The following is a 13350-nucleotide window of genomic DNA, read 5'->3' on the forward strand; positions in this document are numbered from 1 at the left end:
CTCGATTTTCCTGCGGACCAGCTTTCCTGCAGACCAGCTTTCCGGTGGCAATTTAATTCGAGTCTGACCCCAATTCGTCAAGTCGCCCGGCTTGAGCAACATCAATCCATTGGACCCGATCCCACCCCAGCATTCACTCCTTGTAATGGTGATTGGAGGCCTGAATGGCCATATCCGTATCTCAAAGGAGCCTGAACATGAACATCAACAAATACAGGAAGCAGGGCATCGTTGCCGCCTGCGTGCTTGCAATGACATCGCTGAGCGGTCTTGCGCTGGCCCAGTCGGCCACAAGCGCCACTCCCGGTACGCAGGCCGCTGCCAGCAAGCCGGGCAGCAAGCGCGAAGCGGCCGCCATCAAGCATGTCAACGATTCGGTCGCGGTGGTCCGCAAGATGGAAGCCGATCCCGGCATGAACAAGTTGCTGCAGACGGCCAAGGGGGTCTTCATCGTGCCGACTTACGGGCGCGCGGCATTGGGTGTCGGTGGCAGCGGCGGGGCAGGTGTACTGCTGGTCAAGGGCGCCGACGGGGCCTGGAGCGATCCTGCTTTCTATAACATCGGCGGCATCAGTCTTGGTGCCCAGGTCGGCGCCGAGAGCGGTCCGGTCGCCATGGTGCTGAACAACGACAAGGCCGTGAACCAGTTCATGCAGAAAAACAATTTCACGATGAGTGCCGATGCCGGAATCACCGTGGTTGACTGGAACAAGACGGCGCAGGGCACCGTTGGCACCGGCGATGTGGTTGCTTGGGCTGGCACCAAGGGTTTGTTCGCCAACGTGGCTTCGATCGGCGTCAATGACATTCGCTTCAACCAGAGCATGGTCACCGACTATTACCATCAGACCGTAACGGCAAACGATATAGTCGGTGGCAAGGTGAAGAACCCCCAATCCGATGCGCTCAAACAGGCGCTGGCTGCAAGCGGTTCCGGTCCGACCAGCGGCAGTTCGGGCGCGGGGGCTGCACCTGCGGGGATGGGCGGTAGCGGTGCTGAGGCTGGTGCGGGGAGCGGGGGCGCGACTGGTGGCAGCAAGTGAAAACGGGGCGCGGCCGTGAAGGCTGCGCCTCTGCTTTATCGACCTGATCCCTTTGTGTGCGTAAATTCAATGGTGCCGTATGGCAAAACCAATGTATGGCAAAACCAATAAGTAGTTAGTAACCCTAATTTTTTGTCGGGTTTCCTATGACTTGATGGGAGGGGGTGCCACCACCGATAGTGGTGACTCCTGCGAACGAGCACGGAACGCGTGACTCATGCCGATTCTGCACCAGCTTCTGCCACCAGCTTGCCGCATGCCTTACCTCCGCCAAACCCCAGGATCCTGCTGAACGTATCCGCCAGCAAGCCAGGCGCTTCGGATGCATCCCCGCTGAAGCGGCGTCCAATGAAGCCGTCCGGCCTGACCAGGAAGGCAGCGCCTTGCGAGCCATACAGCCGGGCGAACTTGTCGTCTTCGGGAAGATAGTCGCCGCCGGGGCCGACGTGAATGATGGACAGGGGAATGCCCAGTTCACTGCTGACGCTCTTTGCGGCCCGGGTCCATGCATCCGGCTGATCCTGGATCACCAGAACGAAGGACGCGCCCCACAAGTCGATGATCGATACTCGTTTGCCTTCCCGGTCGCGCAGCCATACATGCGGGGCGCGCACGCCGGGCACGGTGGTTTCGACATAGTCCTTGAGGGTGGGCGTCGGCGCAACCGCGCCGTCGCGAATGACCGCAGCCGAGTCGTACACCGTGCCAAGCTGGTATCCGGTATGCAGGACGCTGTTGTCGCCATGTGGCTCTACCCGCTGGCGTATGAATTCGGCGCCATCGGCGCTGATTTCTCCCGACGTGAACAAGGCCGGTTCGCCGAGCAGGGCGGACTGCACGATCGCCTGGTACGCCAATGAATTGTAAGTGGCCGACTTGACGGTCAGCAGGGCCTTTGATTTGCGCTCGACCTCATAGGTGTCCAGCAAGGCCGGTGGCGCGATGCCCTTGATCACCAGCGCCAGTTTCCATGCGAGGTTGTTCGCATCCTGGATGCCGGAGTTCATGCCGTAGCCGCCCCATGGTGAATGCCAGTGCGCGGCGTCGCCGGCAAACAGGACATTCCCTTCGCGCCACTTGCGCAGCAAACCGGTGGTGTAGTCGAAGCGGTAGGTCTGGACAATCTCCACTGGCAGCTTGGGCATGCCCAGTGCGCCCCGGAGCCGTTCAAGGATGACTTCTTCGTCGGGCAGGAATTCTTCATCGTGCCGGAAGCTGTAACGCCACAGTCCGGTCTGCGGGTGCTTGCTGCCAAACCATCCCGCGTAGCGTGGGTCCAGGATGAATGAGTGGAAGAAGCCATCGCGTCCCAGCGTGTCGTCCAGCGAGGCGCGAAATTCGACCAGGATCTGGTTGCCGAATGTGGGCCCGTGATCTTGTCCGCTACCAAGGCGGCTGCGCACGAAGCTGTGTGCGCCATCGCAGGCAACCAGATAGCGCGCTCGAACTTCCCGCACAGCTTGCGTCTCGGTCTGCCGGACCTCGACGCGAACCTGCTCGCCCAGGCTTTCCACTTCGGTGACACGGGTGCAGAAATGCATGGAGACATTCGGCCATAGTGCGACCTGGCGGCATATCGCCGCTTCATAGTCGGAGGCGGGAATCTTGCGCGGATAGACCGGGCTCAGCGGTTCCCATTTCTTGACATAGTCCGCATCGGATCCGTAGGCGGCGCGAATCTCGGCTACCGGTCCCTTTGCGACGTTGACATAGAAGCCCTGGCCATTGGATCGCTCGATTGACCAGCCTGCCTTGTCCAGCCGGCTCCACACGCCCCATTGCCGGAACAGCTCGCCCGTGGAGGCGTGAACGTACTGGCCCTTCGGCAGGGTGGTGGTGCTGGCACGTCTTTCAAACAGGGCCACACGCAAGCCGGCACGGCCCAGCAGATAAGCGAAGGAAAGGCCGACGGGACCGCCGCCGCAGATGACCACGTCGACCATGGCATCCGCAGGCTGAGCGGATTGCCCGGATTGATCGGCGGTATCAGAGACCGTGCTCACTCCGCACTCCTTTCGCTCGCGCTGCGCGCCATGCGTACAGGGCACTTGTTCCATTCCGACCAGGAGCCGACGAACAGGCGCGGTGTAACGCCGACCGCGGACAGGGTCAGCAATGTCAATGCCGACAGCACGCCGCCGCCGCAATAAACCACCACCTCGCGCTCGGGCGACACGCCCGCTTCGGTAAATAGCGTGGTCATTTCACGGGTTGTCCGCAGCGTCGACCCTGGCGTCCACAACTCGGCGGCGGGAATGTTGACGGCACGGGGAATGCAGCCGGCCAGATAGGATCCTTCGTCGCGGGCGTCGATCAGCAGCGCATCGTGGCCAAGGTTCTCTACCTCGGACACGCTGATCGAAGGCATGTTTCCTGGACTGAGGCTGAGCTTGGTTCCGGTCTTTGCCCCGCTCGAGGCCAGTCGCGCGGGGGCATCGCCGCGGGCAACCGGGCCGCCGTTGTTGATCCATGCCTTCAGGCCGCCATCGAGTATCCTGACCTTCTGCAGGCCGGCCCATTTCAGCACATACCAGCCCCGCGCAGCCAGCGCCGGCGATGGGCCGTACACGATCACCTCGGTCTCGGAGTCGACGCCCCAGGCATCCAGCGTTCGTTGCAGGTCCTCGATCGCCGGCAGCGGCAGGCTGCCGCTATCCGCAGTGGGCGGCGCGGCAAACACGTCGCGTATCTGCGCATGGACCGCGCCGAAAATATGGCAGTCCAGATAGCTCTCGAGTTCGAGCGGCGCATCGCCCAGCCGAACGTCAATGAACAGCCTGTTCTTGTTTTCATGGGCCAGCAGATCGCTGGCCTGGACCACCTGGTCCGAGAAGGAAGAAAACTGGTGACTCACGATTGCTCCTTGCGCTTGGCTTGCGTTCACTTACCGGTCGAGAGATTGTTTTGCTCGACCAGGCGGGCCCATGATTTTTTCTCGGTGCTGATCACTTCTTCCAGATAGGACAGCCGGGTATCGGGAATCTCGGCGCCCCATGAATGGGCGGTTTCGATGACGGCCGGGTCGTTTCCGATTGCCCTGATCTGTTCGGACAAGCTCTTGACCACAGCGGGATCAAGATTCTTCGGTCCGAACAGTGCAATCCATGCGCCCATGGCCGGAATATCCTTCAGGCCGGACTCGACCAGGCTGGGTACATTGGGCAGCGTCTTGCTTCTGTTGGTTGAGCTGACCACCAGTGCCTCCAGCACGCCGGCCTTGATCTGCGGCCAGGCGGTGACCAGCGAGATGATCGCAACTTCGACGTCGCCAGCAATGACCGCCTGCAGCTGCCGTGCGCCTGACGCATACGGGATATGAACCATCTTTATCTTGGCGCTGTTGTTGATCAGTTCACCCAGGAAGTGCATGCCGGTGCCGACCCCCGCCGATGCAAAATTGATTTTTCCCTGCGCGGCCTGGGCGTTGGCCAGGAAGGTCTTGAAGTTGCCGTATTTCCCTGCCTTGGCCACGATCACATAAGGCGTGGTGACCAGTTGCGCGATCGGCTGCAATTCCTTATCGGGATCGACATTCTTCGAATCGACCACGCCGCGTATGGTGATGGAGGAGCCGGTCGCAAGCAGCGTGTAACCATCCTTCGGTGCGTTGACAACCTGCCGTCCCGCGACCTCACCGCCAGCGCCGGCGCGCACCTCGACCACTATTGGCTGCTTGTAGCGCTCGGCCAGCCGGTTCGTGTAGAGACGGGTTGAGTTGGCCGGAAAACCGTCGCTCCATGGCATCACGATCTTGATCGGCTTGTCAGGGTACCCTTGGGCATGGCTGATGCCGCTGAGGGCGCACAAAAGAAGGCCGCTGAATGCCAGCTTCACCAGTGACGAAGCGCTACCGAGTTTACGCATTTGCTGTTCCTTTACATTAGCAATGACCGCTTAGCGGACGTTCGCATCCGCTCTACGTTCATTATGCAATTTAGCCAAAATCTGTCAACTAACAAAAATGTTGGGTCATATTCGAAAACAAATGGGGTGCTAAATACAAATGGGGTCAGACTCGAATTAACGAGTCAATTCGAGTCTGACCCCATTTGTTTTCTGCGGCGGCCGTCGCTATTCATGTCAAAGCCGACCCCGATCAAGCAAACGAGGAGTTCCGTCATCAGTAGCATCAGCGAAGTCTTTTCCAGCCAGCGTGCCGCTTTCGCACGCGACATGAATCCGTCCCTGGCCGAGCGGATCGACCGTCTCGACCGTCTGTCGGCAATGACCGCGCGCATTGCGCCGCAACTGGTCGAGGCGATGTCAGCCGATTTTGGCCATCGCTCGCCCCACGTCACCCGCCTGGCCGACATCGCTTCGGTCGAGGCTGACATCCGCCACAACCGTCGTTCGCTTGCAAAATGGATGAAGGCCCGTCGGGTGCCGACGGCGCTCGCATTCCAGCCGGCGTACTGCCGCGTCATTCCGCAGCCGCTGGGCGTGGTCGGCGTGGTCGCGCCGTGGAACTACCCTTACCAGCTGGCGATTGGCCCGACCGTAGCCGCAATTGCTGCTGGCAATCGGGTGATGATCAAGCCGTCCGAACTGACGCCCCGGGTTTCAGAACTGATGCGCTCGGCAGTCGAGGCCAGCTTCAGTCCTGAAGAAATTGCCGTGATCGTGGGCGACGCCGATGTCGGTAAATCATTCGTCGCGCTGCCCTTCGATCATCTGCTCTTTACTGGCTCGACCGAGGTCGGCCGCCAGGTTGCAGTGGCAGCCGCAGCGAACCTGACGCCGGTGACGCTGGAGCTGGGCGGCAAATCGCCGGCGATATTCCATCAGGATTTTTCGGCGGAGCTCGATACCGGCCGGCTGGCAATGACCAAGTTGTTCAATGCCGGCCAGACCTGCATTGCGCCCGACTATGCGCTGGTGCCGCGCGAACGGCTGTCCGAGTTCGTGGCCGGCATGCAGGCCAGCGTGTCGCGCATGTATCCGGATATCGGCAGCAATCCTGACTACACCAGCATCATCAATGAACGTCACTGGCAGCGCTTGCAGGCGCTGCTCGACGATGCGCGCTCGCACGGCGCAGAAATCATTTCGCTGGGGCAGCGCATCCCGGGCGGCATGCCGCGCATGATGACGCCGGCACTGGTGCTGAATGTGAATGACGACATGCGCATCATGCAGCAGGAGATCTTCGGACCGCTGCTTCCCGTGATGGTGTACGACACGCTGGACGAGATGCTTGCCTACGTCAATCGCCACCCGCGGCCGCTGGCCCTGTATTGGTTCGGCGCAGACGCCGGCGCCAGGGACCGGGTGCTGCGCGAGACCCTGTCCGGTGGCGTGACGATCAATGACTGCATGTGGCATTTCGGCCAGCAGGACCTGCCCTTCGGCGGCGTTGGCGCCAGCGGCATGGGTGCCTGCCACGGCGAGGCCGGCTTCCGCACTTTCAGCAAGCACAAGCCAGTGTTTTACCAGAGCCGATTCAGCGGAATGCGGCTGATGTATCCGCCGTACGGGAAAGTGTTCGAGGCGGTTGAGAGGGTGATGAAGTTCATTACTTGAAAACAAATGGGGTCAGCGTCTGACCCCATTTGCGGCACGACTTACTGCGGCTTGATTCCGGCCTGCTCTATCCATTGCGCCCACTTCTTGAGATCGCTGCCTATCACCGCGCCGAAGTCTTCCGGCGTGCCAGTGCCAAGGATCTCGAATCCGATGCCCTGCAGCGACTGCCGTACAGCCGGCATTTTCAGCACGGCGCGTAACTCTGCGTTCAGATAGTTGACGATTTCCTTGGGCGTTCCAGCTGGCGCGAAGATGCCATTCCAGGATGTCAGCACCAAGCCGGGCAGGGCGCTGCTCACCGGCGGTACGCCGGGCAGCATGTCGGTGCGTTCGCCCGCTACGGCGATGGCCCGCATCGAGCCGCTCCGGATGTGCGGCAGGCCGGTACTGAAGTCGATGAAATAGAACTGTGAATGGCCGGCAATCAGGTCAACGGCGGCCTGGGGACTGGACTTGTAGGAAACACCGCTTGACTTGATATTTGCCATCCGCACGAAGGTCTCGCCGGCTACTTGCGAAGTGGGCGCTGCATAAGCGTAGAACAGCTTGTCCGGATTCTGTCTTCCATAGCGGATGAATTCGTCCAGGCTGCGAGCTGGCACGTTGTTGTTTGCGACCAGCACAAACGGTACCTCGCCTACTAGCAAGATCGGGGCGAAGTCCTTGACCGGGTCGTACGAAATCCGCTTGAACAGCGCCGGATTGCTCGAGTGGGTGCCGGTGGTTCCCATGAATAAAGTGTAGCCGTCGGGCGCAGAGCGGGCCGCAGCGGAGGTGCCGATTTGTCCGTTGGCGCCCGGCTTCGGTTCGACAACCACCGGTTGACCGATCCGTTCCGAGAGCGCCTTGCCGACGATGCGGGCAACGCTGTCGGTGGCGCTGCCGGGTGCGAACGGCAGCATCAGCGTGATCGGCTTTTCGGGGTACTTGGCATGGGCCAGTCCGGCACACATCAGGACGGCAGCCACGCAGGAGGGCAGGAATTTTTTCACGAAGTGTCTCCGGATAATTATAGTTTTCGGGAATTCAGAATACAGCCGAACCAGTCAGCGTGGTCCGGTGCAGCAAGCGCCGCTGCGGCAATTCGTAGTCTGCAATTGCAAGATGCTGGGTCGTGCAGTTGTCCCACATAAGTACATCGCCAACCTGCCATTTGTGGCGATACATGAATTTTTCCTGCGTGCAGTGCGCGTACAGGAATTGCAGCAACTCGTCGCTTTCCTGTTGGGGCATGCCGACGATCGAGGTGGTAAAACCTTCGTTCACGTAGATGCACTTGCGGCCTGTGAACGGGTGTGTGCGTACCACCGGATGTACCACCGGCGGCACCTGTTTCTTCTGCTCTTCGGTCAGGTCGGCGCGGCCCGGATTGGCCTGCTGCAGCTTGCTATAGCGGCCCTGGTAGTCATGCACCGCATGCAGGGTCAGCAGCTTTTCTTGCATCTGTTCGTCAAGTGCTTCAAATGCCGCTGCGGTGTTGACGAAGCAGGTGTCGCCATATGTACGCTCGCCGTCCGGCGCTGGTATCTCCTTGGCGTACAGGATGGAACAGCGGCTCGGGATTTTCAGGTAGGAGAGGTCTGTGTGCCAGTAGTGGCCGGCATCTTTCACGCCGACCGCTTTGCCGTCTTCCACCACATTTGAAATCAGCAGGATTTCAGGATGGCCGGGTTGCAGGTACTGCTTGAGTACATGGATCTCCAGGTCGCCGAAATTGCGTGAGAACGCTACGTGCTGGTCTTCTGTCATGGACTGGTTGTGGAACACCAGCATGCCGCGCTCATGAAATATCGACTCCAGCTCGCGCAGGCTCGCGCTATCGAGCGGTTGCGCCATATCGAACTTCAGGATTTCGGCGCCGGTGTGGATGCTCAATTTTTTTGCCTGGATGGGCATGCTCTTTCTCTCCCCTTGTTCGATGAATGTCGTTCGCGGAATGCACCCACGAAAGCTCGAGTTGATTGTAAGGATTCGATGCTATAAGGCATATTCAGAATAAATTAATGAGTGATTACTTAAATTGATATGGCAGACCCGATCTCGCAGCGCCTCGCCCAACTCCGCGTCAGGCACCTCGGACTATTGGATGTAATTGCCCAGAGTGGTTCGCTGCGACAGGCGTCGGTCGAGTTATGCGTGACCCAACCGGCTGTCACCGCAATGCTGAAGGCGATGGAAACCAGTTTCGGCGTAAGCCTGGTCGAGCGCGACAGCAATGGCGCCCGCCTCACCAGCAACGGGCGCGAGATACAGGAGCGCTTGCGCCTGGTTCTGAACAATCTGTCAGCGGTCTACGCCGAGCTTGGCGAGCCGGTGGTGCACCGTCAATTGCGGGTGGGCGTGCTGGAGTCGATGATGATCGAAGTCGTGCCGGATGCGGTGGCGATGCTGCGCAAGACGCATCCCGATATCACCTTTACTTTCGCGGAGGACACGGTCAGTGCGCTGGCGCAGGGGGTGTTGGATGGCAGCTACGACTGTGCCGTCGGCCGCTTCGATGCGGCCATCGATGTCGCCCAGTTGCCGGCGCTGGATGCCAGCCTGATCGGCGATGTTCCCTTGCAGATCGCCTGCGGGCGCAGCAACCCCCTGCACAAGGCACGCAAGCTGTCGCTGGCCGACCTGAAGGACAAGGACTGGATCATTGCGCCGCAGGGTTCCCGCGGGCGCGAATCGTTTGAGCAGGCTTTCCTGTTGGCTGGGCTGCCACCACCGCGGCCTCGCATCGAATCGATCTCGTTTCATTCGAATTTCCAGTTGGCGGCGCGCACCGACATGCTGACCATGTCCACAGCCGCGGCCGTCGCCCATTATTCGAAGCTGGGCGTCATCAGGCGGTTGGACATCGAATGGCCAGTCAAGCTGCCACCGATGATGTTTTTTTGCCGCAAGGAGGCGGCTGGACTGGAGGCGATCCGGCTGTTCAGGGACGCGCTGGCGGCAGGGTAGCCTGGCTTGACCCAATGTATCTGTAGGCAGGGTTTTTGCTTTTGCCGTAGGCATCTATTGCTGTCTGCGGCTGAATCATCTTGTCCATGTCTCCCGATATCCGTCGCCTTCTCGATACCCAGCTGCAGGTGACTTTGCATCGGCAGGGCACTGCGCTTGCCTCGGTGCTGGTGTTGCTGCGCGATCTGCAGGAGTTGGTGCATGCGATCCAGCGCGAGCGGGGATCGACCAGCTTGCGGCTGACTGACCAGAGCCATATCTACGTTGGTCTGATGAACGATTTCCGGGCCGATGTCGACCGGCGCCGGCAGGCCTTGCTGAGCTCGCTGCAGGACTCGTTGCCGCAGCAGGACCTGGCGGCCATGGGCTACCGATTTTTCCGCAAGCTGGAACTGGCGATCCAGGCCATCGATCTGCTGGCGTCGCTGCGCGAGGATGTCAATGCCGGCCGGATCACCTCCGACCAGTCGACGCTGGCCTATTCGCAGATCGTCGAAGCCTTGCTGGCGGTCGCGTTCGAGCTGGCGCAGTTCGATAATCCGCCTTCGGTGATGCGGCTGCTGGTGGCGCTGGTCTATACCATGCAGGGCAAGGAGCTGGCCGGGCAGGAGCGCGCGCTGCTCGGTGCGGGTTTCGCCGCCGGCGGCGTGCCGGAGGCGCTCAAGGCGGCGCTGGCCCACCGCATCGAGGGGCAGGGGCACTGCCTGGAAATTTTCATTGAACAGGCGCCGCCGGAATTGGTGGCGGTCCATCAGGCCTTCCTGGCCAGCCCGGCGGCGAAGGAGCTCGCCCGCTTGCGCGCTGCTGCCCAGCAGGCGGAAGAGGGCGCGGGGCGGTGCGAGCGCCCGGCTTTGTACTGGTTTGACCAGGCGACTGTCCATATCGATCATTTGCGGATGCTGGAAAGCCGCTTGAGCGAGGAACTGACGACGGCCTGCGAAATCCCCGTCAGCCTGGATCACCCGGTGGCCACCACGCCGCCAGCCAACCCGGCGACCGATGCGGCGCTCGGGCTGATCGCGACCCAGACGAGCAGGATTCTCGCAGTCGAGTCCGAGCTGCGTTCCTTGCAGCAAGTACTGAGCGAACGCCACCTGATCGATCGCGCCAAGGCATTGATCATGTCCCGGGAAGGCATCCCGGAGCAGGAAGCCTATCAACTGATGCGCAAGACTTCGATGGATACCGGCGCCCGGCTGACTGCCGTGGCGCGCCAGGTCATCGCCCGCTTCTCGGATCGCTGACCCCACCGAAGTCCACCGGCTGCCCGATTGCTGGGCGGGCGCCAGGTCCCATCGCTGTGCTGCTCTGCACCAAATTCGCGATTCAAGGTTCCATTCGGGTGCGCGGCGACCGCAATGACTCGTATTTTCAGACGATAAAGCGCCGAATCCGGCTGGCACGCTTTCTGCAAAGGTAAAGGCAAGCCCCGGGATTGGTGCGGGGAGTTTGACCAGACAAAGGCGTCTGGAGCACTTCAAGGATTCAATGATTCTTGATGGGCTCCGGACGCTTTTTTTTTCGACAAGAAAATGGAGCTTCCAGATGAAAAACAACGCTGACCCGACCAATTCGTCACGACGCAAGCTGATCAAGGGAGCCGTCAGCATCGGCGCTGCCAGCCTGGTCCCGGGCATGTTTTCCACTGCGGCCAAGGCCAACCCCAAGCTGGAAACCACGGCGGCCAAGCTGGGCTTCATTGCGCTGACCGACGCCGCCCCCCTGTTCGTGGCGGATGAAAAGGGCTTCTTCAAGAAGCATGGCATGAGCAATGTCGAAGTGGTCAAGCAGGCGTCCTGGGGCGCCACCCGCGACAACCTGGTGCTCGGTGCAGACAAGAGCGGCATCGATGGCGCGCACATCCTGACGCCGATGCCCTACCTGATCGCATCCGGCGCCATGACCGCCAATAACGTGGCCACGCCGATGTACATCCTGGCGCGCCTGAACCTGGCGGGCCAGTGCATCTCGGTGGCGAACGAATTCGCCAGCCTCAAGGTGGGCGTCAACTCCAGTGAATTCAAAAAGGCGCTGATGGCCAAGAAGGCCGGTGGCAAGCCGATCAATGCAGCGATGACCTTCCCCGGCGGCACCCACGACATGTGGATGCGCTACTGGCTGGCGGCCGGCGGCATCGATCCGGTCAAGGACATCAACACCATCGTGGTGCCGCCGCCGCAGATGGTGGCCAACATGAAGGTCGGCACCATGGACACGTTCTGTGTCTGCGAGCCGTGGAACCTGCAGCTGATTCATCAGAAGATCGGCTACACCGCCATCACGACTGGCGAGCTGTGGCACAACCATCCGGAAAAAGCGTTCGCGATGCGGGCCGAATACGTCGACAAGAATCCGAACGCGACGATTGCCCTGCTCAAGGCGGTGATGGAAGCCCAGATGTGGTGCGAGAACCCGGCCAACCGGCTGGAGGTGGCGCAGATCTGTGCCAAGCGCCGCTGGATCAATGCGCCGCTTGAAGATGTTGCCGACCGTGTGCGCGGCGACTTCGACTACGGCACCGGCCGGGTCGTCAAGGACAGCCCGGAACAGATGCGCTACTGGAAGGATTTTGCTTCCTATCCGTTCCAGAGCCACGACCTGTGGTTCCTGACCGAGAACATCCGCTGGGGCTATCTGCCGCGCACTACCGATGTCAATGCGCTGATCAAGAAGGTCAATCGCGAGGACCTGTGGCGCACGGCAGCCAAGGAGTTGGGCGTGCCGGCTGCGCAGATTCCGACCTCGACCTCGCGTGGCGTTGAAAAATTCTTCGACGGCAAGGTGTTCGATCCGAAGAATCCGACCGCCTACCTGAACAGCCAGTCGATCAAGTACCTGAAGGGCTGAAGGGTTGAAGGGTTGAACACCACCGGCCCCGAACCTGATCAAGCAGCATCGCGCAGTCCCAACCATCAACGAGGAATACGTCATGACCAGTACCGTGTCGACCACTTTCGTACCGGCCGAAGCAGGCCGGTCCCGCAAATTCCTGCTGCAAATGGGGCAGGCCGCAAGCGAGCTGGCGGTCAAGCTGCTGCCCCCGATGATCACCATCGCGTTGTTGATGGGATTCTGGGAGCTGCTGTGCCGGCAACAGGGCGCCGCGCTGCCGCCGCCGAGCAAGGTGTTTGCCGAAACCTACGAGCTGATCATCCATCCGTTCTTCGACAACGGCGGCAACGACGTCGGGCTTGCCTGGCAACTGCTGGCCAGCCTGAAGCGGGTGCTGTACGGCTATTCGATCGCGGTGGTGGTGGGCATTTCGCTGGGCGTGCTGGTGGGGCAGTTTTCGTGGGCCATGCGCGGACTGGACCCGGTGTTCCAGGTGCTGCGCACGGTGCCGCCGCTGGCCTGGCTGCCGATTGCGCTGGCGGGTTTTCGCGACGGCAATCCGTCGGCAATCTTCGTGATTTTCATTACCTCGGTGTGGCCGATCATCATCAATACCTCGATCGGCATCCGCAACATTCCGAACGACTATCGCAATGTGGCCCGCGTGGTCCAGCTCAATGGGCCGGAGTACTTCTGGCGCATCATGCTGCCCGCTGCCGCGCCCTACATCTTCTCGGGGCTGCGCATAGGCGTGGGCCTGTCATGGCTGGCCATCATCGCTGCAGAAATGCTGATCGGCGGCGTCGGCATCGGCTTCTTCATCTGGGACGCGTGGAACTCGTCACGCATCAGCGACATCGTGCTGGCGCTGTTCTATGTCGGGATCATCGGATTCATCCTGGACCGCCTGGTTTCGTGGGTCGGCCGCTGGGTGGCCAAGGGCACCAGCGTGAACTGATCCGCCGGACCTCGTTCATCTCAATTTCTTCCGCAACGGAAAAAG

Annotated in this window: 11 protein-coding genes; 6 read left to right on the plus strand and 5 right to left on the minus strand. The window is 60.9% G+C overall.

The genetic code is table 11. From position 1 onward, the window contains the following. Window positions 1-197 precede the first annotated feature (197 nt). Window positions 198-1043: a lipid-binding SYLF domain-containing protein gene (locus tag FVE66_RS02700; RefSeq protein WP_161993168.1), complete on the plus strand. Its 846-nt coding sequence runs from the start codon at window positions 198-200 to the stop codon at window positions 1041-1043. A gap of 215 nt (window positions 1044-1258) precedes the next feature. Here the strand turns inward: FVE66_RS02700 and FVE66_RS02705 are convergent, their stop codons facing one another. From FVE66_RS02705 to FVE66_RS02715, 3 genes are read right to left on the minus strand one after another with little or no spacing between them, the layout of a single operon-like run. After that, complete coding sequence (locus tag FVE66_RS02705) at window positions 1259-3046, minus strand: FAD-dependent monooxygenase (RefSeq protein WP_161993169.1); 1788 nt, start codon at window positions 3044-3046, stop codon at window positions 1259-1261. Then, complete coding sequence (locus FVE66_RS02710) at window positions 3043-3897, minus strand: sulfurtransferase (RefSeq protein ID WP_161993170.1); 855 nt, start codon at window positions 3895-3897, stop codon at window positions 3043-3045. The genes FVE66_RS02705 and FVE66_RS02710 overlap by 4 nt, the downstream gene beginning before the upstream one ends. A 26-nt stretch (window positions 3898-3923) precedes the next feature. Then, complete coding sequence (locus FVE66_RS02715; protein WP_151445838.1) at window positions 3924-4907, minus strand: Bug family tripartite tricarboxylate transporter substrate binding protein; 984 nt, start codon at window positions 4905-4907, stop codon at window positions 3924-3926. A 213-nt stretch (window positions 4908-5120) separates the two neighbouring features. On the opposite strand from FVE66_RS02715, the gene FVE66_RS02720 reads away from it, so the two are divergent. Next, window positions 5121-6563 (plus strand): coniferyl aldehyde dehydrogenase, encoded by a 1443-nt coding sequence (locus FVE66_RS02720; RefSeq protein WP_151445839.1) that lies wholly within the window; start codon window positions 5121-5123, stop codon window positions 6561-6563. Between the two features lie 41 nt (window positions 6564-6604). Here FVE66_RS02720 and FVE66_RS02725 read toward each other — a convergent pair whose 3' ends face one another. Further along, a complete protein-coding gene (locus tag FVE66_RS02725; protein WP_241672981.1) occupies window positions 6605-7558 on the minus strand; it encodes a Bug family tripartite tricarboxylate transporter substrate binding protein in 954 nt (317 codons plus the stop codon). A gap of 34 nt (window positions 7559-7592) precedes the next feature. Then, the gene (locus tag FVE66_RS02730) at window positions 7593-8441 is read right to left on the minus strand and encodes a TauD/TfdA dioxygenase family protein (RefSeq protein WP_206668701.1); all 849 of its coding nucleotides are present in this window, start codon (window positions 8439-8441) and stop codon (window positions 7593-7595) included. Window positions 8442-8591: 150 nt separating this feature from the next. On the opposite strand from FVE66_RS02730, the gene FVE66_RS02735 reads away from it, so the two are divergent. From FVE66_RS02735 to ntrB, 4 genes are all read left to right on the plus strand, one after another. Next, on the plus strand, window positions 8592-9515 hold the full coding sequence (locus FVE66_RS02735; RefSeq protein WP_151445841.1) for a LysR family transcriptional regulator: 924 nt from the start codon (window positions 8592-8594) through the stop codon (window positions 9513-9515). A gap of 86 nt (window positions 9516-9601) precedes the next feature. Beyond that, window positions 9602-10759: a nitrate- and nitrite sensing domain-containing protein gene (locus FVE66_RS02740; RefSeq protein ID WP_151445842.1), complete on the plus strand. Its 1158-nt coding sequence runs from the start codon at window positions 9602-9604 to the stop codon at window positions 10757-10759. A 301-nt stretch (window positions 10760-11060) separates the two neighbouring features. Then, window positions 11061-12362: a CmpA/NrtA family ABC transporter substrate-binding protein gene (locus FVE66_RS02745; protein WP_151445843.1), complete on the plus strand. Its 1302-nt coding sequence runs from the start codon at window positions 11061-11063 to the stop codon at window positions 12360-12362. Window positions 12363-12444: 82 nt separating this feature from the next. Continuing rightward, window positions 12445-13305, plus strand: coding sequence for a nitrate ABC transporter permease (gene ntrB / locus FVE66_RS02750; RefSeq protein ID WP_151445844.1), 861 nt, complete (start codon window positions 12445-12447; stop codon window positions 13303-13305). The last annotated feature ends 45 nt before the right edge of the window (window positions 13306-13350 follow it).

The organism is Lacisediminimonas profundi (assembly GCF_008831265.1).
Lineage (GTDB): Bacteria > Pseudomonadota > Gammaproteobacteria > Burkholderiales > Burkholderiaceae_D > Lacisediminimonas > Lacisediminimonas profundi.

Excerpts from the sequence above, each read along its gene's own strand:
- FVE66_RS02700 (WP_161993168.1), top strand. The coding sequence starts at position 198 with ATGAACATCAACAAATACAGGAAGCAGGGCATCGTTGCCGCCTGCGTG.
- FVE66_RS02715 (WP_151445838.1), bottom strand. The coding sequence starts at position 4,907 with ATGCGTAAACTCGGTAGCGCTTCGTCACTGGTGAAGCTGGCATTCAGC.
- FVE66_RS02720 (WP_151445839.1), top strand. The coding sequence starts at position 5,121 with ATGTCAAAGCCGACCCCGATCAAGCAAACGAGGAGTTCCGTCATCAGT.
- FVE66_RS02735 (WP_151445841.1), top strand. The coding sequence starts at position 8,592 with ATGGCAGACCCGATCTCGCAGCGCCTCGCCCAACTCCGCGTCAGGCAC.
- FVE66_RS02740 (WP_151445842.1), top strand. The coding sequence starts at position 9,602 with ATGTCTCCCGATATCCGTCGCCTTCTCGATACCCAGCTGCAGGTGACT.
- FVE66_RS02745 (WP_151445843.1), top strand. The coding sequence starts at position 11,061 with ATGAAAAACAACGCTGACCCGACCAATTCGTCACGACGCAAGCTGATC.
- ntrB (WP_151445844.1), top strand. The coding sequence starts at position 12,445 with ATGACCAGTACCGTGTCGACCACTTTCGTACCGGCCGAAGCAGGCCGG.